Origin of the sequence: Streptococcus sp. oral taxon 061, from assembly GCF_964211575.1 — a bacterium.
Classification (GTDB): Bacteria; Bacillota; Bacilli; order Lactobacillales; family Streptococcaceae; genus Streptococcus.
On the sequence record NZ_CAXOQQ010000003.1, the window covers coordinates 16,832 to 36,013 of the forward strand.

Genomic DNA, 19,182 nt, shown 5'->3' on the forward strand with positions numbered 1-19,182 from the left:
CATCACCTATGAATAGGAAAAACCTGAGGCAGTCGCCTCAGGTTTCCATTTGTCATTAGAAAGGAATTTTATGTCCATCATCCAAAAACTCTGGTGGTTTTTTAAATTAGAAAAACGCCGTTACCTAGTTGGAATCGTAGCTTTGGTTTTGGTTTCTGTACTAAACCTTATCCCACCTATGGTCATGGGGCGCGTGATTGATGCCATTACTTCGGGACGATTAACACAAGATGAGCTCCTACGTCATCTCTTTTATCTCCTGCTGGCAGCTTTCGGGATGTACTATCTGCGTTACGTTTGGCGCATGTATATCCTAGGAACCTCCTACCGACTTGGACAAATCATGCGTTCAAGACTATTTGAGCACTTTACAAAAATGTCGCCTGCTTTTTATCAGAATTATCGAACAGGGGATTTGATGGCTCACGCAACCAATGATATCAATGCCCTGACTCGTTTAGCTGGTGGAGGTGTCATGTCTGCGGTAGATGCTTCCATAACAGCCTTGGTGACTTTACTAACTATGCTCTTTAGCATCTCGTGGCAGATGACCTTGGTTGCTATTCTTCCCTTACCATTTATGGCCTATGCGACTAGTCGTCTGGGGAGAAAGACCCATAAGGCTTTCGGAGAATCACAAGCAGCCTTTTCTGAACTCAACAATAAGGTTCAAGAATCTGTATCAGGTATCAAGGTAACCAAGTCCTTTGGCTATCAGTCTGATGAATTGGCATCTTTCCAGGAAGTCAATGATTTGACCTTCCAAAAGAATCTGCAAACCATGAAATATGATGGTCTCTTTGACCCCATGGTTCTACTCTTTGTTGGTTCTTCTTATGCCTTAACTCTCTTAGTCGGTGCCTTTATGGTGCAAGCAGGGCAGGTAACTGTCGGAAATCTAGTCACCTTTATCTCTTACTTGGATATGTTGGTCTGGCCCTTAATGGCGATTGGATTCCTCTTTAATATTACTCAAAGAGGGAAGGTTTCTTATCAACGAATTGAGAGTCTTTTGTCTCAAGAATCACCTGTCAAAGATCCAGAATCTCCACTTGACGGGATTGAAAATGGGCGCTTAGACTATGCCATTGATCGTTTTGCCTTTGAAGACGAAGAGACGCTGAGAGATATACATTTTAGCCTCGAAAAAGGGCAAACCTTGGGCTTGGTTGGGCAGACTGGTTCAGGGAAAACTGCTTTGATTAAATTGCTCCTACGTGAGTATGACGTTGACCAAGGAGCTATTTATCTAAATGGTCATGACATTCGTGACTATCGACTAGCTGACTTACGAAGTTTGATGGGATACGTCCCACAGGACCAATTTCTCTTTGCTAGTTCCATCTTAGAGAATATTTGTTTTGGAAATCCCGACCTACCTTTCTCTGCAGTAGAAGAAGCGACTCAGTTGGCTCAAGTCTATCAAGACATTCAAGCCATGCCTGAGGGATTTGATACAGTTATCGGGGAAAAAGGTGTCAGTCTATCTGGTGGGCAAAAGCAGCGTCTGGCAATGAGTCGGGCTATGATTTTAAATCCTGATATCTTGATTTTAGATGATTCCTTGTCAGCAGTGGATGCTAAGACAGAGTTCGCGATCATCGATAATCTCAAGGAAACTCGCAAAGATAAAACGACTATCATCACTGCCCATCGTCTCAGTGCAGTTGTTCATGCAGATTTGATTTTGGTCATGCAGGATGGTCGCATTATTGAACGAGGTAGGCATGAAGACTTACTAGCCTTGGATGGTTGGTATGCCCAGACCTACCAGTCCCAACAGTTAGAAATGAAAGGAGAAGAAGATGCGGAATAAACAAGAACAATGGGCTGTATTGAAGCGCTTGTTGTCTTATCTTAAGCACTATAGTCTCCTAACCTTTTTAGCCCTGGCTTTTCTCCTCGCGACGACTGTTGTTAAGAGTATTATCCCCCTGGTAGCTTCTCACTTTATCGACCAGTATCTAAACAATCTCAATCAGCTTGCTGTTACAGTTTTGCTAGTTTACTATGGTCTCTACATTCTTCAAACGATTGTCCAATATGTGGGAAATCTCCTCTTTGCGCGCGTGTCCTACAGCATCGTTAGAGATATCCGACGTGATGCCTTTGCCAATATGGAGAAGCTAGGCATGTCTTACTTTGATAAAACGCCTGCAGGCTCTATTGTCTCTCGTTTGACAAATGACACCGAGACTATCAGTGATATGTTTTCGGGAATCTTATCTAGCTTTATCTCGGCTGTCTTTATATTCGTGACGACCCTTTATACCATGTTAGTTCTGGACTATCGACTGACTGCTTTAGTCTTGCTCTTTCTGCCTTTGATTTTCCTTTTGGTCAATCTCTACCGTAAAAAATCGGTCAAGGTCATTGAAAAAACCAGAAGTCTACTGTCAGATATTAACAGTCAGCTGGCAGAAAATATCGAAGGAATTCGTATTATTCAAGCCTTTAACCAAGAAAAACGCCTGCAAGAAGAGTTTGATGAGATAAACCAGGAACACCTAGTCTACGCTAACCGTTCAGTAGCCTTGGATTCTCTCTTTTTACGTCCAGCTATGAGTTTGTTGAAGCTGTTGGGATATGCGGTTTTGATGGCCTACTTCGGCTATCGTGGTCTCTATTTAGGCATAACGGCAGGGACCATGTATGCCTTTATCCAGTACATCAATCGTCTCTTTGATCCTCTCATTGAGGTAACGCAAAACTTTTCTACTCTTCAGACATCCATGGTGTCAGCAGGTCGTGTCTTTGCACTGATCGATGAGTCCAACTATGAACCGGTCCAAGAAAATGGCCAATCCAAGATTCAAGAAGGAAATATTCGCTTTGAGCATGTGTCCTTCTCTTATGATGGAAAACACCAAATTCTCGATGATATTTCCTTTACTGTCAATAAAGGTGAAACCATTGCCTTTGTTGGACATACAGGATCGGGAAAATCTTCTATCATCAATGTTCTCATGCGCTTTTATGAATTCCAGTCAGGTCGGGTACTACTAGATGGTGTGGATATTCGAGAGTATAGTCAAGAGGAGCTGAGAAAAAACATCGGTTTGGTTCTACAGGACCCCTTCCTCTATCATGGGACCATTAAGTCCAATATCGCTATGTACCAAGATATCAGCGATGACCAGGTTAAGATAGCAGCAGAATTTGTTGATGCAGATTCCTTCATTCAAGATCTCCCTTTAGGTTATGATGCTCCTGTATCTGAGCGTGGTTCTAGTTTTTCAACTGGTCAACGTCAGCTTCTTGCCTTTGCTAGAACTGTTGCCAGTCAACCTAAAATTCTGATTTTGGATGAAGCGACAGCCAATATCGACTCTGAAACAGAAGCTCTGGTCCAAAATTCCCTAGCTAAGATGAGACAAGGTCGGACAACCATTGCCATCGCCCATCGCCTTTCTACCATTCAAGATGCTAATTGTATCTATGTTCTTGATAAGGGACGTATCATCGAAAGTGGAACTCACGAGGAACTCCTAGCATTGGGTGGAACCTATCACAAGATGTATAGTTTGCAGGCAGGGGCTCTTTCCTAAGGAAGAATTCCTTTAAAACATAGATTTCTTGCACTGCCTCGTTCATTTTGTGGTATAATGTAGAATGTTAATAAAGATTATATATAAAAAACAGAGGAGAATGTGCATGCTGAAATGGGATGAACTACCTCAAGAAATGCAATTGAGCGAGGTAAAACCATACTACCAGCTTGTGTCTAGAAGAAAAGGCTCACTGATTTTTAAGCGTTGTCTAGATTTGTTTCTAGCCGTAGTCTTGTTAATCTTGACCTCCCCTTTATTTCTGATTCTAAGCATCTGGATCAAGCTAGATAGCAAGGGTCCAGTTATTTACAAGCAAGTGCGGGTAACCCAGTACAACCGTCATTTCAAGATTTGGAAATTCCGGACCATGGTGACGGATGCTGATAAAAAAGGAAGTCTAGTAACTTCTGCAAATGACAGTCGCATCACTAAAGTTGGAAATTTCATTCGACGTGTTCGTTTGGATGAATTGCCGCAATTGGTCAATGTCCTCAAAGGAGAGATGTCTTTTGTAGGAACACGCCCAGAAGTACCACGCTACACAGAGCAGTATAGCCCTGAAATGATGGCTACCTTGCTCTTACCTGCGGGGATTACATCGCTTGCCAGCATTAACTATAAGGATGAGGATGCCATCATCAGTCAAATGACTGCAAAAGGTATGACAGTTGACCAGGCTTATGTGGAAAGAGTCCTTCCAGAGAAAATGCACTTTAACCTAGCCTACCTACGTGATTTTAATTTCTTCGGAGATATCAAAATCATGTTCCAGACTGTAGTTGAAGTTTTAAAATAAAGTAGTCACAAGAGTGAATACAGTAAAAGGAGTAAATCAATGACAAAGTATAATATTCCATTTTCACCACCCGATATTACCGAAGCTGAAATTGCTGAAGTAGCTGATACCCTCCGTTCAGGATGGATTACAACAGGTCCAAAGACAAAAGAACTAGAACGTCGTCTGTCCGTCTATACTCAAACGCCCAAGACAGTCTGCCTCAACTCTGCAACAGCAGCTCTTGAATTAATCTTGCGCGTGCTTGAAGTGGGGCCTGGCGATGAAGTCATCGTTCCAGCTATGACCTATACAGCTTCATGTAGTGTCATCACTCACGTAGGTGCGACACCAGTGATGGTTGATATCCAAGATGATACCTTTGAAATGGACTATGATAAGCTTGAACAAGCAATTACTGAGAAGACTAAGGTTATCATCCCAGTAGAACTAGCAGGGATTATCTGTGACTATGACCGTTTGTTCCAAGTTGTAGAAAAGAAACGCGACCTCTTTACAGCTGCTAGCAAGTGGCAAAAGGCCTTTAACCGTATTGTGATTGTCTCTGATAGTGCCCATGCTTTGGGTTCAACCTACAAGGGACAACCAGCCGGTTCAATTGCTGACTTTACATCATTCTCTTTCCATGCAGTCAAGAACTTTACAACTGCTGAGGGAGGAAGTGCGACCTGGAAAGCCAATCCAGCGATTGACGATGAAGAAATGTACAAGGAATTCCAAATCCTATCTCTTCATGGTCAAACCAAAGATGCTCTTGCCAAGATGCAACTGGGTTCATGGGAATACGATATCGTAACACCAGCCTACAAGTGCAACATGACGGATATCATGGCTTCGCTTGGTCTGGTTCAGTTGGACCGTTATCCTGCTTTATTACAACGTCGTAAGGACATCGTGGATCGCTATGACCGTGGATTTGTAGGAACTCGTATTCACCCATTGGCTCATGAGACAGATACTGTTGAATCTTGTCGTCACCTTTACATTACCTATGTGGAAGGAGCTAGTCTCGAACAACGCAACCAAATCATTCAAGAATTGGCTAAGGCAGGAATTGCAAGTAATGTTCACTACAAACCACTTCCGCTTTTGACAGCCTATAAGAATCTTGGGTTTGACATGGCAGATTATCCGCGAGCTTATGCCTTCTTTGTAAACGAAATTACACTGCCACTTCACACGAAATTAACAGATGAAGAAGTAGACTATATCATTGAAACTTTTGTCAGAGTTTCCGAAGAAGTTCTAGGCGCTTCACAAAAATAATTAAAAAAATTAGTAAAAATGAATGAAAACGGTTGACAAAGAAAAAACAATGACATATAATTAACTCAACAAATCAGAAAAGTAGTTATTTTTGATCTTCAGGGAGCCTGTGGTTACTGTGAACAGGTGGTTGGAAGTAGTGAAATTGGGCTGATTTGAAAAAATGAATTTGAAACAATGAAAATTCGGTGCGCACACCTTACAGTGCAACTTGTTGATAGACAAGGCAGAGATGTAAAGGGGATATTCTCTTTACAATTGAGGTGGTACCGCGTTACGAACGCCCTCACATGGAAATATATTCCGTGTGTGGGCTTTTTCTATCCGTCATTTTGTATATCTTTTATTAGGGCGTTAAGTCGCTTTGATGAACTTGAATTCTATCTACAGCTTCTTGCCTACTACTAAAAGCAAACAAAAAGCCGGATTCATACAGAAGGAGGAAAAATTTATGACAACTAAAGGATATTTTGGACAATTTGGTGGTAGTTTTGTACCAGAACCAATTCAGGTTTTACTAGATGAATTGGAAGTGACTTTTGAAAAATACAAGGATGATCCAGAGTTTTTAGCTGAGTTTCGCCATTACTTGAAGGATTATTCAGGTCGCGAAACACCACTCTATTTTGCTGAAAGCTTGACAGAGCACCTAGGTGGAGCTAAGATTTATCTCAAGCGTGAAGACCTTAACCACCTTGGATCTCACAAACTTAATAATGTTTTGGGTCAAATCCTTCTAGCAAAACGCATGGGTAAAAAGCGTGTCATTGCTGAGACAGGAGCTGGCCAGCACGGTGTTGCGACAGCTGCAGCTGCGGCCAAATTTGGTATGGCTTGTGACGTCTATATGGGGGCAGAAGATGTGGAGCGTCAACGTCTCAATGTCTTCCGCATGGAGATGATGGGAGCAACTGTTCACGCAGTTGAAACTGGAACTCGTACCCTGAAGGATGCGGTTGATGCAGCCTTTGGAGCATGGATGAATGACCTTGAAGCCTTCTACGTTTTAGGTTCTGCTGTAGGCCCTCACCCTTATCCAACGATTGTTCATGAATTTCAAAAAGTCATCAGTGAAGAATCACGTCGTCAAATCTTGGAAAAAGAAGGACGACTGCCAGACTACGTCATTGCCTGTGTGGGTGGTGGTTCTAATGCCATCGGTGCCTTTTCACAGTATGTAGCTGATGAAGAAGTAAAATTGGTTGGAGTAGAAGCTGCTGGTCACGGAGTTGATACAGACATGCACGCAGCAACTATGACCAAGGGTAGTGTTGGTATTGTTGATGGAATGAAGACCTATGCAGTCTTTAAGGAAGATGGAGAGCTCGCGCCAGTTTACTCTATCTCAGCAGGTTTGGACTATCCAGGGGTTGGACCAGAACATGCCTTCTTTAAAGACTCTGGTCGTGTAGAGTATGTTGCAGCGACTGACGAAGAAGCTGTCCAAGCCTTGCTTTTATTAAGCAAAACAGAAGGAATTATCCCTGCAATTGAAAGCTCACATGCTATCGCTGAAGCAGTCAAACGCGCACCAAAACTAAGTAAAGATGAGATTATCATCATCAATGTCTCTGGTCGTGGAGACAAGGACGTAGCTGCCATTGCAGACTACCTTGAAGCTAAAAAATAAAAGATGGAAAATATACAGAGATTTCTCTCACAGAGAGCTTGTGGTTGCTGAAAACAAGCAGAGAAAGCTGTAAGATTGGGTCTATCTGAAAATGAGAGAAGAAAACATAATTCTCAAGGGGGTGCCCTTTATCGCACAACCTGTTACAGGAACTATCTGAGACAGGAATGAGAGATAGGAGAAATCCTATAATTGAGGTGGCACCGCGAATTTCGTCCTCACGCAAGTTATTTTGCGTGGGGATTTTTTGTAGAATCAACACGGGATTTAAGAAGAACTGAAAGGGAAATTACAATGGAACGAATCATTCATGGAGATGTTTTATCACCAATCTTGGCTTATATGCGTTTGAACGGAGAACACAAGGTCATACTTGAAAGTATCCCAAGAGAAAAGGAAAATGCTCGTTTTTCTATCTTGGCCTATAACCCAGTTTTTGAGATTAAGTTTGAAAATGGAGTCCTTTATCAAAATGGCCAGGTGATTGATCGTGATCCTTTGGATTTCCTTTATGAGGTGACTTACAAGAGTCAGCACCATTCAGATCTACCTTTTGGTGGTGGAGCTATTGGATTTGTTGGTTACGATATGATTTCTCTCTATGAAGAGATTGGCCAAATCCCTCAAGATACGATTGGGACGCCAGATATGCATTTCTTCGTCTATGAGAGTTACATAGTTTTTGATCATAAGAAAGAAAAAATTCATGTTATCGAGGATGCTCTCTACAGTGAACGTAGTAATGAAGAACTAGAAGTGGCTTTAGATCAGGTTTTAGAAGAATTGAAAATCCCTGCTCCAAACGAATTTGAAGATTTGGACGTTTCTCCACTTCAGTTTAGACCACATATTGCACCTCAGAAATTTGAAGAGATGGTAGAAACAGCTCGTGACTTGATTCGCAATGGAGATATGTTCCAATGTGTACTCAGTCAACGTTTCTCTGCTGAGGTCACTGGAAATCCTTTTGACTTTTACAGAAATCTCCGAGTGACCAATCCATCAAATTACCTCTACTTTTATGATTTTGGAAATTATCAAATTATCGGTGCCAGTCCTGAGAGCTTGGTTTCTGTCAAGAATGGCATCGTGACAACCAATCCAATTGCAGGTACACGACCTAGAGGTGCCAATGACGAGGAAGATGCAGCACTTGCAAGTGATCTACTTTCTGATGAAAAGGAAACGGCAGAACACCGAATGTTGGTGGATTTGGGACGAAATGATATCGGTAGAATTGCTGAAACAGCAAGTGTCCAAGTAACTAAGTATATGGAAGTCGAACTTTTCCGCTATGTCATGCATTTGACCAGCGTGGTTAAAGGACGTTTATTACCAGAACTGACTGCCATGGATGCCTTGAAGGCGACACTTCCGGCAGGAACAGTATCGGGAGCACCAAAGATTCGGGCCATGAAACGCATCTATGAACTAGAAACAGAGAAGCGAGGCATATATGCAGGAGCTATCGGTTACTTATCAGCAACTGGAGATATGGATTTCGCCATTGCTATTCGAACCATGATTCTTAAAAATAAAAGAGCATACGTACAGGCTGGTGCAGGAATTGTTTATGATTCCATCGCTCAGAACGAATACCAAGAAACGATTAACAAAGCTAAATCTATGACTAGAATGGGAGAACTAAGACCATGATCTTATTGATTGACAATTATGATTCATTTACCTATAACTTGGCTCAATATATCGGGAATTTCGCAGAAGTTCAGGTTTTGAGAAATGATGATCCACATCTTTATGAACATGCTGAAAAGGCAGATGGACTGGTCTTTTCTCCTGGTCCAGGTTGGCCAGCTGATGCTGGGAAAATGGAAGAAATGATTCGTGATTTTGCAGGTAAGAAACCTATTCTAGGGATTTGTTTGGGGCACCAAGCCATTGCAGAAGTCTTTGGTGGTAAGTTGGGCTTGGCTCCTAAAGTTATGCACGGTAAACAAAGTCAAATCCGATTTGAGACTCCATCAGTTCTCTATCAAGGAATTGAGGACAATCGTCCAGTCATGCGTTACCATAGTATTTTAATTGAAGAGATGCCAGAAGAGTTTGAAGTGACAGCTCGTTCGACAGATGATCAAGCTATTATGGGGATTCAACACAAAACCTTGCCAATTTATGGCTTGCAGTATCATCCAGAAAGTATTGGAACGCCAGATGGCCTATCTTCTATTCAGAATTTTATCGAGAAAGTTGTAAAGTGAGGAACACAAAATGAAAGAAATTATAGAAAAATTAGCAAACTTTGAAGACCTATCAAGTGTTGAAATGACAGATGTGATCGAACGCATCGTGACAGGGCGAGTGACAGAAGCACAAATCGCTTCACTCCTTTTAGCCCTTAAGATGAAGGGAGAAACACCTGAAGAAAGAACAGCCCTCGCTCAAGTCATGAGAGGACATGCTCAACACATTCCAACAAATATTCAAGATGCTATGGATAATTGTGGTACAGGTGGAGATAAGTCATTTAGCTTCAACATTTCTACAACTGCAGCCTTTGTTTTGGCAGGTGGAGGAATCCACATGGCCAAACATGGAAATCGCTCTATTTCTTCTAAATCTGGGTCAGCAGATGTCTTGCAAGCTTTGGGAATCAATATTGATCTCAAACCATCACAATTGGGTAAGGTATTTGACCAAACAGGAATCGTCTTTCTCTTTGCCAAAAACATGCACCCAGCCATGAAATACATTATGCCAGCACGTTTGGAGTTGGGAATTCCAACCATCATGAATTTGACAGGTCCGCTCATTCACCCAATGGTTTTGGAAACACAGCTTCTAGGAATCAGTCGTCCGGAACTTCTGGAAAGTACTGCTCAGGTTTTGAAAAACATGGGTCGCAAACGTGCCATTGTAGTAGCTGGTCCAGAAGGGTTGGATGAAGCTGGTTTGAATGGAACTACCAGCATTGCCCTTCTTGAAAATGGCGAAATTACTTTATCAACCTTTACTCCAGAAGATTTGGGAATGGAACGCATTGCTATTGAAGACATTCGTGGTGGAAATGCTCATGAGAATGCAGCCATCCTTGTCAGTGTTCTTAATAACGAACCAAGTCCATTCTTGGAAACAACAGTCTTAAATGCAGGTCTAGGATTCTACGCCAATGGTAAAGCAGATAGTATCAAGGACGGAGTTGAATTGGCACGTCAAGTGATTGCCAGTGGTAAGGCCCTTGAAAAACTCAGACTATTACAGGAGTATCAAAGATGAGTCAGGAATTTTTATCACGTATCCTAGAGCAAAAGGCGCGTGAAGTTGAAAAGATGGAGCGAGAGGAGCTTCAATCCTTGCGTCAAACTTATCGATTGAGTGAATATTTAAAAAATCATCAAGACCGTTTGCAAATCATTGCTGAGGTCAAAAAGGCAAGCCCAAGTCTAGGTGATATCAATCTTGATGTGGATATCGTACAACAGGCCCTGACTTACGAGGCTAACGGCGCGGTTATGATTTCTGTTCTGACAGATGAGGTTTTCTTTAAAGGGCATTTGGATTATTTGCGGGAAATTTCCAGTCAGGTAGAGATTCCGACGCTCAACAAGGACTTTATCATCGATGAAAAGCAAATCATCCGTGCTCGCAATGCAGGTGCAACAGTTATCTTACTCATCGTAGCGGCCTTATCTGAAAAACGACTCAAGGAGCTTTACGACTACGCGACAGATCTTGGTCTAGAAGTTTTGGTGGAAACTCATAATCTTGCTGAACTGGAAGTGGCTCATAGACTTGGAGCTCAAATTATTGGTGTCAACAATCGCAATTTAACAACCTTTGAAGTTGACTTGCAGACCAGTGTAGACTTGGCCAAATATTTCAAGGATGATTGCTTCTACATTTCCGAATCTGCTATTTTTACAGAGGAGGATGCAAAACGAGTAGCACCATTCTTTAACGGAATTTTAGTAGGAACAGCCCTCATGCAGGCAGAAGATGTAGCCCAGAGAATCAAGGAGTTGCAGATTGACAAAGGTTAAGATTTGTGGACTATCGAATATAGAAGCGGTAAAAACGGCTGTGTCAGCTGGAGCAGACTATATTGGTTTTGTCTTTGCTCCTAGCAAAAGACAGGTGACCTTGGAACAAGCAGCAGAGCTGGCTAAGTTTATTCCTAGCCATATTCAAAAGGTTGGAGTATTTGTTTCACCCAGTCGGGCGGACTTACTAGAAGCGATTGAAAAGGTTGGCTTGGACTTGGTGCAGGTTCATGGTCAGGTAGTAGATAAACTATTTGAAAATTTACCTTGTGGCAGCATTCAGGCTGTTCAGGTCGATGAAGGGGGGCATGTACCCAATTCTCAGGCAGACTATCTACTCTTTGACGCTCCTGTTGCAGGGAGTGGACAAACCTTTGACTGGGGCCGACTGGATACGACAAAACTAGCCCAGCCTTTCTTCATCGCAGGTGGGCTAAATGAGGACAATGTAGCAAGAACAATTCAACATTTCTCTCCCTTTGCAGTAGATGTATCAAGCGGAGTAGAAACAGACGGACAAAAAGATCATGAAAAGATTAGAAGATTTATAGAGAGGGTAAAGAATGGCATATCAAGAACCAAATAAAGATGGATTTTACGGGAAATTCGGTGGACGTTTTGTCCCAGAAACATTGATGACAGCAGTATTGGAGTTAGAAGAGGCTTATCGTGAAAGTCAGGCAGATCCAAGTTTCCAAGAGGAGTTAAATCAACTTTTGCGCCAGTATGTAGGTCGCGAAACTCCTCTATACTACGCAAAAAACTTGACCCAGCATATCGGCGGAGCCAAGATTTATCTTAAACGCGAAGACCTTAACCATACAGGTGCTCACAAGATTAACAATGCATTGGGACAAGTTCTCCTCGCTAAACGTATGGGCAAAAAGAAAATTATCGCTGAAACAGGTGCTGGCCAGCACGGTGTGGCAACTGCAACAGCTGCAGCACTCTTTAACATGGAATGTACCATCTACATGGGCGAGGAAGATGTCAAACGCCAAGCCCTCAATGTTTTCCGCATGGAGCTTTTAGGAGCTAGGGTAGAGGCAGTGACTGATGGTTCGCGCGTGCTCAAGGATGCAGTCAATGCAGCCCTTCGTTCTTGGGTTGCAAATATCGATGATACCCACTATATCCTTGGTTCTGCCTTGGGACCTCATCCTTTCCCAGAAATTGTTCGTGACTTCCAAAGTGTTATCGGTCGAGAAGCCAAACAACAGTACCGTGAATTGACAGGTGAAAATTTACCAGATGCCCTAGTAGCCTGTGTTGGTGGTGGCTCTAATGCCATCGGACTTTTCCATCCATTTGTGGAAGATGAGTCAGTGGCTATGTATGGAGCTGAAGCAGCAGGACTAGGTGTGGATACGGAGCACCACGCAGCAACCTTGACCAAGGGTCGTCCAGGTGTTCTCCACGGCTCTCTCATGGATGTGCTCCAAGATGCTCATGGTCAAATCCTAGAAGCTTTCTCAATCTCAGCAGGTTTGGACTATCCTGGTATCGGTCCAGAACATTCTCATTACCACGATATCAAACGTGCGACCTATGTACCAGTGACAGACGAGGAAGCCTTGGAAGGATTCCAACTCTTGTCTCGTGTAGAAGGAATTATCCCAGCTTTAGAGTCCAGCCATGCCATCGCCTTTGCGGTGAAATTAGCCAAAGAACTTGGACCAGATAAGTCTATGATTGTCTGCCTATCAGGTCGTGGAGACAAGGATGTGGTTCAAGTCAAAGACCGCTTGGAAGCAGATGCAGCAAAGAAGGGAGAAGTTCATGCCTAAGACTTTAACAGAAAAATTAAATGCTATAAAAGCAGCTGGAAAAGGAATTTTTGTTCCCTATATCATGGCTGGAGACCATGAAAAAGGTTTGGATGGACTTGCTGAAACAATCCACTTTTTAGAAGATTTGGGAGTGTCTGCTATTGAAGTGGGAGTTCCTTTCTCAGACCCAGTTGCAGATGGTCCAGTTATCGAAGAAGCAGGCTTGCGCAGTCTAGATCGCAGAACCTCTACCCAGGCTTTGGTTGAAACCTTGAAAACCATTGAAACAGAAATCCCGCTTGTCATCATGACCTATTTTAACCCCCTCTTTCAGTACGGTGTGGAGAAATTGGTTAAAGACCTTTCTGATACAGCGGTTAAAGGTTTGATTATTCCAGATCTGCCTCATGAACATGCTAATTTTGTGGAGCCCTTCTTGGTACGTACAGACATTGCTTTGATTCCACTTGTCAGCTTGACGACAGGAATTGAGCGTCAAAAGGAACTCATTGAAGAGGCTGAAGGTTTTGTCTATGCTGTCGCTATTAACGGGGTGACAGGGAAAGCAGGTAATTACCGAGATGACTTGGACAAGCACTTGGCTCAACTGCATCAAGTGGCAGATATTCCGGTCTTGACAGGATTTGGTGTATCCACACAGGATGATGTAGAACGATTTAATGCAGTATCAGACGGCGTCATCGTCGGTTCCAAGATTGTTAAGGCTCTACATGAAGGACAAGTAGCAGAAATCGCTGACTTTATCCGAGAAGCAGTAGCTTACAAAAAATAATCATACAAGCAGCCAGCAAGAGGAAAGGCACAAAAGGAAGTCTTTCCTTTTTCTTTAGTAGGAGAAAGGCTAGAATGCCTGTTGTAGAAGCAAATTGAATGAGAATCAGTATTTCTGTAAGTGTAAAAACTAGGGAACAAGAAGACAGAAATAGAAAATCACCTGCCCCAATGCGAATATCAATAACATGGGAAATGATTCCAAGAACTAGGAAGAAAACCATGATTAGATTCCAACTACAGCAAATCATGAGGATTAAGTGAAATATTAGCCAGATGATTAAGGGGTATTCTTGATGTCGAAGGTCATAAATTCCTAAAGTTAAGCCAGCAGTGATTAGGATGACTTGACTCAAAGTTAGAAATTCCCAAGAAAAAGCTAAAAAGAGCAGTCCAAAGCCTAACTCAAAGAAAGCATACCAGAAAGGATATCGTACCTTGCAATAGCGACAGCGAAAGCGATGGACTACTTGAGAGACAATTGGAATCAAATCCAGAGGTCTCAAGCGAGTCTGACAAGAATCACAGTGACTTGCAGGAAAGACGATGGATTGTTCAGGGAAGCGATCAATGACCAAGCCTAGAAAGGAAGCAAGAATCGTTCCAACAAGAAAAAAGTAAAGATGAATCATACTTATTTATTCGGAAAAAATAAGAGAAAGAGTATAATAGTTGGATATAGGAGAAGTTATAGGAGCAAATATGAAAATTCACTTTGAAAAAGGACTTCAGTTAGAAAATGCCCAACTCATTTGTCACTGGTCTAATGCTTTGGGAGAAAGTTTTCAGAAGCAATGGATGGGGCCAAAGATTTTTTATCCCTTGATTGTCCAATCCTTACAAAAGATGGAAGGGATTTTTTCCATTTTTGTTGGAGAAGAGTTTGTAGGCATCATCCAGAAAATCAGGCTAGAAGACAGGAATCTTCATATCGGGAGATTTTTTATCAATCCCCAGAAACAGGGGCAGGGGTTAGGTAGCCAGGCTTTAAGGAAATTTGTTAGTTTGGCCTTTGAAAATGAAGACATAGATACTATTTCTCTAAATGTCTACGAGGCAAATCAAACAGCTTATAATCTTTACCAAAAGGAAGGATTTGAAATCGTTCAAATGATTGAAGTACCTATACGAAAATACATCATGAAAAAGGTCAGATAGAACATAAATAACTTCGAGGAACTGTCCCCTTACAATTTTTAATTCTCAAACTTGTTGCAGAGAAATTTTCTTGATAAAATAGATACATGACTAGATATAAAGCAATCATTTCCTATGATGGCTACGCCTTTGCTGGTTTTCAGCGGCAACCACACGCGCGTAGTGTTCAGGAGGAAATTGAAAAAACTTTAAAAAAATTAAATAAAGGACAAGCTATTACCATTCATGGAGCTGGGCGAACGGACAGTGGCGTTCATGCTTTAGGACAAGTCATCCACTTTGATCTTCCCTATCAGATGGATGAGGAAAAACTTCGTTTTGCACTTGATACCCAAAGTCCTGAAGATATCGATGTGATTTCGATTGAGATTGTGGCCGATGATTTTCATTGCCGTTATGCCAAGCATAGCAAGACCTACGAGTTTATCGTAGATAGAGGACGTCCTAAAAATCCTATGCGTCGCCATTATGCGACTCATTATCCCTATCCACTCGATGTAGAGCGGATGCAAGAAGCTGTAAAAAAACTGGAAGGAACGCATGACTTTACTGGTTTTACGGCATCAGGGACTAGTGTGGAAGACAAGGTAAGAACGATCACGGAAGCTAGTCTTAGGGTTGATGAAACAGGGCAGTTTTTGACCTTTACCTTCTCAGGCAATGGTTTCCTCTATAAGCAGATTCGAAATATGGTTGGAACCCTGCTGAAAATTGGTAACAATCGGATGCCGATTGAACAGATTGACCTCATCTTGGAGAAAAAAGACAGACAGTTGGCTGGCCCAACTGCAGCACCCAATGGTTTGTATTTGAAGGAGATTCGTTATGAAGAATAATCGTATTTTAGCACTTTCAGGAAATGATATTTTTAGTGGTGGTGGATTAGCTGCTGACCTTGCCACCTATACTTTGAATGGTTTGCATGGATTTGTAGCCATGACCTGCTTGACTGCTTTGACAGAAAATGGCTTTGAAGTCTTTCCAACTGATGAAACTATTTTCCAACAACAGTTGGATAGCCTCAAGAGTGTAGACTTTGGAGGGATTAAGATTGGTCTCTTGCCGACTGTTGGTGTTGCTGAAAAAGCCCTTCACTTTATCAAGGAGCGCACAGGTGTTCCTGTCGTCTTGGATCCTGTATTGGTTTGTAAGGAAACGCACGACGTTGCAGTCAGTGAGCTCTGTCAAGAGTTGATTCGCTTTTTCCCTTATGTATCAGTGATTACTCCGAATCTTCCTGAAGCAGAGTTGCTTGCAGACCAAAAGATTGAAACCTTAGAAGATATGAAGGCTGTAGCCAAAAAACTACATGATTTGGGTGCACCAGCAGTGATTATCAAGGGTGGGAATCGCCTCAGTCAGGATAAGGCTGTGGATGTCTTTTATGACGGAGAAAATTACACAATCCTTGAAAATCCAGTCATCCAAGGACAAAATGCTGGTGCAGGATGTACCTTTGCATCAAGTATTGCCAGCCAGTTAGTCAAGGGAGAGGAACTCTTGCCAGCAATTGAAAGTTCCAAAGCCTTTGTTTACCGAGCTATTGCACAAGCAGATCAATATGGAGTGAGACAATATGAAGCAAACCAAAACAACTAAAATCGCCCTAGTATCCATCTTAGCAGCCAGTTCGGTTGTATTAGGTTATTTTATTAAAATCCCGACCCCAACCGGAATTTTTACACTTTTGGACGTCGGTGTCTTCTTTACAGCCTTTTACTTTGGCAGTCGTGAAGGAGCCATTGTCGGAGGTTTAGCAGGATTTCTCATTGACCTTATTTCAGGTTATCCTCAGTGGATGTTTTTTAGCTTACTTAATCATGGTTTCCAAGGCTATTTCGCAGGTGTTAAAGGGAAATGGCAATGGCTAGGCTTAGTCTTGGCGACTATTTTCATGGTAGCTGGTTATGCCTTGGCATCAGCTTGGATGAATGGTTGGGGTGCAGCTATTCCAGAAATCATCCCAAATCTCTTGCAAAATATCGTTGGAATGACTCTAGGATTTCTTCTTTGTCATAGTGTAAAGAAATTTAGATAATCGTGAAAAAGAGAATCCTCTGCGGGAACTATTGAAAAAACTCTGATTATTTGCTAAAATGAAAGCTATGAAAACACTCTATGATGTGCAACAATTTCTCAAACAGTTCGGTATCATTGTCTACATGGGGAAACGTCTCTATGACATTGAACTGATGAAGATTGAACTATCTCGAATCTATGATGCAGGCTTGATGGACAAGTTAGATTATTTAGAAGCGGAAGCTGTTCTTCGTAGAGAGCACAAACTAGAATTAGACTATTTAGAAAAAAATGGAGATTAAGTATTATGGTAACTTGGGTTTTGTGGGGACTTGTCGTAGCGATGTTGGCATGGATGGGGTACAACTATCTTCGCATTCGTCGTGCAGCGAAAATCGTAGACAATGCAGAGTTTGAGTCTTTGATTCGTACAGGTCAGTTAATTGACTTGCGTGATCCAGCTGACTTCCACAGAAAACATATCCTCGGAGCTCGTAATATCCCTTCAAATCAATTGAAGACAAGTCTTGCAGCGCTTCGTAAGGATAAACCTGTCCTTCTTTATGAGAACCAACGTGCGCAACGTGTTACAAATGCAGCGCTTTTCTTGAAAAAACAAGGTTTCTCAGAAATCTATATCCTCTCTTATGGATTGGATTCTTGGACTGGGAAGGTTAAATCTAGTTAACAATGTGAAAACAACTTGTCACATATGTTTAATATAGAAAACCGATTTTTTATGGTATAATAATTTATATAAATTTTAAGGAGTTTTTATTATGCAAGAAAAGAAAAAAGCATCGCTTGTTTTAGGTATCCTATCTATTGTCCTTGGTTTGTTATCTCCAATCGTAGGTCTTATTTTGGGTATCATTGGATTAGTATTGGGTAATTCACACCAAAATCAATCTGGACTAAATTATAAAACAGAAAAAATTCTCAATATCGTAGGGATTGTTATTTCAGTCCTTAACTGGATTGCAGGATTCATTTTGATGATGCACTAATCAGGATTCTAACAAAAAAAGCTTTATTTTTAAAGCTTTTTTGTTTTACCCATTTTTCGTTAAGTGGTTTTTAATCATTTCTAATTCTTTTGGTTAGGGATGGTTACAGAGAGGAAATACTTGTTACCTAATAGATAAAGCCGATTTGTATGGTATAATGATTGCGTAATTAGTTTAAGGAGATTTTAGAGCATGCAAGAAAAGAAAAAAGCTTCACTTGTTTTGAGTATCCTATCTATCGTCCTTGGATTGCCATCTCCAATTGTAGGACTGATTCTAGGTATCTGTGGACTAGTCATGGCTAATTCAAGTCAAAAAGAATCTGGTCTAGACTTTAAAAGAGAAAGAATCCTAAGTACCGTGGGGATCGTAGTTTCTGTCCTTAGCTGGATTGTGGACATCGCTTTATTTTATAGCTTAGCAAGAATCTAAAAAAGCTTTAGTTTTAAAGCTTTTTTATTCTATTCACTTTTCTCTAAGTATTTTTTAATGATTTCCAATTCTTCTTTATTCAAGGGCCGATATTGACCCTCTGCTAGCTCTGAATCTAATGTGAAATCTCCGAACTGAACTCGTTTGAGAGCAGTGACCTTGACACCGACTGAGAGGAACATTTTCTTGACTTGATGAAATTTTCCTTCTGATATGGTGATGGTGGCTTTACTGTGGCTAGGACTTGAGGCTAGAATTTCAAGCTGAGCAGGTTTACAGACAGTTCCATCAAGAAAGACAATCCCATCTTTGAACATTTGGATATGATTAGGAGTCAGTGGTCCATTTACCTCGACTTGATAGGTTTTTTCGACATGGTATTGAGGATGAAGGAGTTGAAAACCTAAAGGACCATTATCTGTCAAGAGGAGAAGTCCTGTCGTATTTCGATCCAATCGACCAATTGCGTAAAGTTGAGCCGACTGGAGATGTTGAGGAAGTAAATCCATAACTGTTGGCAGTTCCTTGTCTTTACTTGCTGTCACGACACCATTTGGTTTGTGAAGCATAAGGTAGATGTGCTCATATCCTTGGATTTTTCTGCCTTGAAAAATCAGCTCTTGGAGACCTGTATCTATATTTTGTGCAAGGGAAGTAGCAGCTAGTCCATCTACTAAGATTTCTTTTTTTAGGAGAGCCTGTTTCATGGCTTTCCGACTGATTTTTTCCTGGGCCAATAAATTATCTAAACGCATACCAGCCTA

At 41.6% G+C, this 19,182-nt stretch carries 22 protein-coding genes and 2 other annotated features; of the genes, 20 read left to right on the forward strand and 2 right to left on the reverse strand.

Features of this window, described 5'->3' with window-relative positions:
- Nucleotides 1–70 precede the first annotated feature (70 nt).
- From AB8E63_RS02885 to trpA, 12 genes are all read left to right on the forward strand, one after another.
- The gene (locus tag AB8E63_RS02885) at nt 71–1,816 is read left to right on the forward strand and encodes an ABC transporter ATP-binding protein (protein WP_368909848.1); all 1,746 of its coding nucleotides are present in this window, start codon (nt 71–73) and stop codon (nt 1,814–1,816) included.
- A complete protein-coding gene (locus AB8E63_RS02890) occupies nt 1,806–3,548 on the forward strand; it encodes an ABC transporter ATP-binding protein (protein ID WP_368909850.1) in 1,743 nt (580 codons plus the stop codon). Before AB8E63_RS02885 ends, AB8E63_RS02890 begins: the two co-directional genes overlap by 11 nt.
- Before the next feature lie 106 nt (nt 3,549–3,654).
- On the forward strand, nt 3,655–4,347 hold the full coding sequence (locus AB8E63_RS02895; RefSeq protein WP_004251491.1) for a sugar transferase: 693 nt from the start codon (nt 3,655–3,657) through the stop codon (nt 4,345–4,347).
- 39 nt (nt 4,348–4,386) lie between these two features.
- A complete protein-coding gene (locus AB8E63_RS02900) occupies nt 4,387–5,613 on the forward strand; it encodes a DegT/DnrJ/EryC1/StrS family aminotransferase (RefSeq protein WP_368909851.1) in 1,227 nt (408 codons plus the stop codon).
- Nucleotides 5,614–5,672: 59 nt separating this feature from the next.
- Nucleotides 5,673–5,904, forward strand: a binding site (T-box leader).
- 160 nt (nt 5,905–6,064) lie between these two features.
- A complete protein-coding gene (gene trpB, locus AB8E63_RS02905) occupies nt 6,065–7,243 on the forward strand; it encodes a tryptophan synthase subunit beta (RefSeq protein ID WP_368909853.1) in 1,179 nt (392 codons plus the stop codon).
- Nucleotides 7,234–7,466: a binding site (T-box leader), on the forward strand. It overlaps the preceding gene by 10 nt.
- Nucleotides 7,467–7,537: 71 nt before the next feature.
- Nucleotides 7,538–8,899: an anthranilate synthase component I gene (trpE, locus tag AB8E63_RS02910; RefSeq protein WP_368909854.1), complete on the forward strand. Its 1,362-nt coding sequence runs from the start codon at nt 7,538–7,540 to the stop codon at nt 8,897–8,899.
- Nucleotides 8,896–9,462, forward strand: coding sequence for an aminodeoxychorismate/anthranilate synthase component II (locus tag AB8E63_RS02915; RefSeq protein ID WP_045615265.1), 567 nt, complete (start codon nt 8,896–8,898; stop codon nt 9,460–9,462). Before trpE ends, AB8E63_RS02915 begins: the two co-directional genes overlap by 4 nt.
- A gap of 10 nt (nt 9,463–9,472) precedes the next feature.
- A complete protein-coding gene (gene trpD / locus AB8E63_RS02920; protein WP_036759294.1) occupies nt 9,473–10,477 on the forward strand; it encodes an anthranilate phosphoribosyltransferase in 1,005 nt (334 codons plus the stop codon).
- Nucleotides 10,474–11,241 (forward strand): indole-3-glycerol phosphate synthase TrpC, encoded by a 768-nt coding sequence (trpC, locus tag AB8E63_RS02925; protein WP_368909855.1) that lies wholly within the window; start codon nt 10,474–10,476, stop codon nt 11,239–11,241. Before trpD ends, trpC begins: the two co-directional genes overlap by 4 nt.
- Nucleotides 11,228–11,827 (forward strand): phosphoribosylanthranilate isomerase, encoded by a 600-nt coding sequence (locus tag AB8E63_RS02930; RefSeq protein WP_368909856.1) that lies wholly within the window; start codon nt 11,228–11,230, stop codon nt 11,825–11,827. The genes trpC and AB8E63_RS02930 overlap by 14 nt, the downstream gene beginning before the upstream one ends.
- Nucleotides 11,805–13,028, forward strand: coding sequence for a tryptophan synthase subunit beta (gene trpB / locus AB8E63_RS02935; RefSeq protein ID WP_368909857.1), 1,224 nt, complete (start codon nt 11,805–11,807; stop codon nt 13,026–13,028). Before AB8E63_RS02930 ends, trpB (AB8E63_RS02935) begins: the two co-directional genes overlap by 23 nt.
- Entirely contained in the window at nt 13,021–13,803 is a 783-nt protein-coding gene (gene trpA / locus AB8E63_RS02940) for a tryptophan synthase subunit alpha (protein ID WP_368909858.1), read from the forward strand. The genes trpB (AB8E63_RS02935) and trpA overlap by 8 nt, the downstream gene beginning before the upstream one ends.
- Here the strand turns inward: trpA and AB8E63_RS02945 are convergent.
- Nucleotides 13,772–14,434: an A24 family peptidase gene (locus AB8E63_RS02945; protein ID WP_368909859.1), complete on the reverse strand. Its 663-nt coding sequence runs from the start codon at nt 14,432–14,434 to the stop codon at nt 13,772–13,774. The two genes, trpA and AB8E63_RS02945, sit on opposite strands and share 32 nt — an antisense overlap.
- 70 nt (nt 14,435–14,504) lie before the next feature.
- Here AB8E63_RS02945 and AB8E63_RS02950 point away from each other — a divergent pair, with 70 nt between their 5' ends.
- From AB8E63_RS02950 to AB8E63_RS02985, 8 genes are all read left to right on the forward strand, one after another.
- Complete coding sequence (locus AB8E63_RS02950) at nt 14,505–14,960, forward strand: GNAT family N-acetyltransferase (RefSeq protein WP_368909860.1); 456 nt, start codon at nt 14,505–14,507, stop codon at nt 14,958–14,960.
- Between the two features lie 86 nt (nt 14,961–15,046).
- Nucleotides 15,047–15,796, forward strand: a complete 750-nt coding sequence (gene truA, locus AB8E63_RS02955) for a tRNA pseudouridine(38-40) synthase TruA (RefSeq protein WP_368909861.1) — start codon at nt 15,047–15,049, stop codon at nt 15,794–15,796.
- The gene (locus AB8E63_RS02960; protein WP_368909862.1) at nt 15,786–16,559 is read left to right on the forward strand and encodes a bifunctional hydroxymethylpyrimidine kinase/phosphomethylpyrimidine kinase; all 774 of its coding nucleotides are present in this window, start codon (nt 15,786–15,788) and stop codon (nt 16,557–16,559) included. Before truA ends, AB8E63_RS02960 begins: the two co-directional genes overlap by 11 nt.
- The gene (locus tag AB8E63_RS02965; RefSeq protein ID WP_368909863.1) at nt 16,537–16,998 is read left to right on the forward strand and encodes an ECF transporter S component; all 462 of its coding nucleotides are present in this window, start codon (nt 16,537–16,539) and stop codon (nt 16,996–16,998) included. Before AB8E63_RS02960 ends, AB8E63_RS02965 begins: the two co-directional genes overlap by 23 nt.
- A 58-nt stretch (nt 16,999–17,056) precedes the next feature.
- Nucleotides 17,057–17,281: a YqgQ family protein gene (locus AB8E63_RS02970; protein ID WP_000646475.1), complete on the forward strand. Its 225-nt coding sequence runs from the start codon at nt 17,057–17,059 to the stop codon at nt 17,279–17,281.
- 5 nt (nt 17,282–17,286) lie between these two features.
- On the forward strand, nt 17,287–17,667 hold the full coding sequence (locus AB8E63_RS02975) for a rhodanese-like domain-containing protein (protein WP_016465488.1): 381 nt from the start codon (nt 17,287–17,289) through the stop codon (nt 17,665–17,667).
- Nucleotides 17,668–17,758: 91 nt separating this feature from the next.
- The gene (locus AB8E63_RS02980; protein ID WP_016465489.1) at nt 17,759–17,986 is read left to right on the forward strand and encodes a hypothetical protein; all 228 of its coding nucleotides are present in this window, start codon (nt 17,759–17,761) and stop codon (nt 17,984–17,986) included.
- 192 nt (nt 17,987–18,178) lie between these two features.
- A complete protein-coding gene (locus AB8E63_RS02985; protein WP_368909864.1) occupies nt 18,179–18,418 on the forward strand; it encodes a DUF4190 domain-containing protein in 240 nt (79 codons plus the stop codon).
- Between the two features lie 29 nt (nt 18,419–18,447).
- Here AB8E63_RS02985 and AB8E63_RS02990 read toward each other — a convergent pair whose 3' ends face one another.
- A complete protein-coding gene (locus tag AB8E63_RS02990; RefSeq protein WP_368909865.1) occupies nt 18,448–19,173 on the reverse strand; it encodes a pseudouridine synthase in 726 nt (241 codons plus the stop codon).
- Nucleotides 19,174–19,182: the final 9 nt, after the last annotated feature.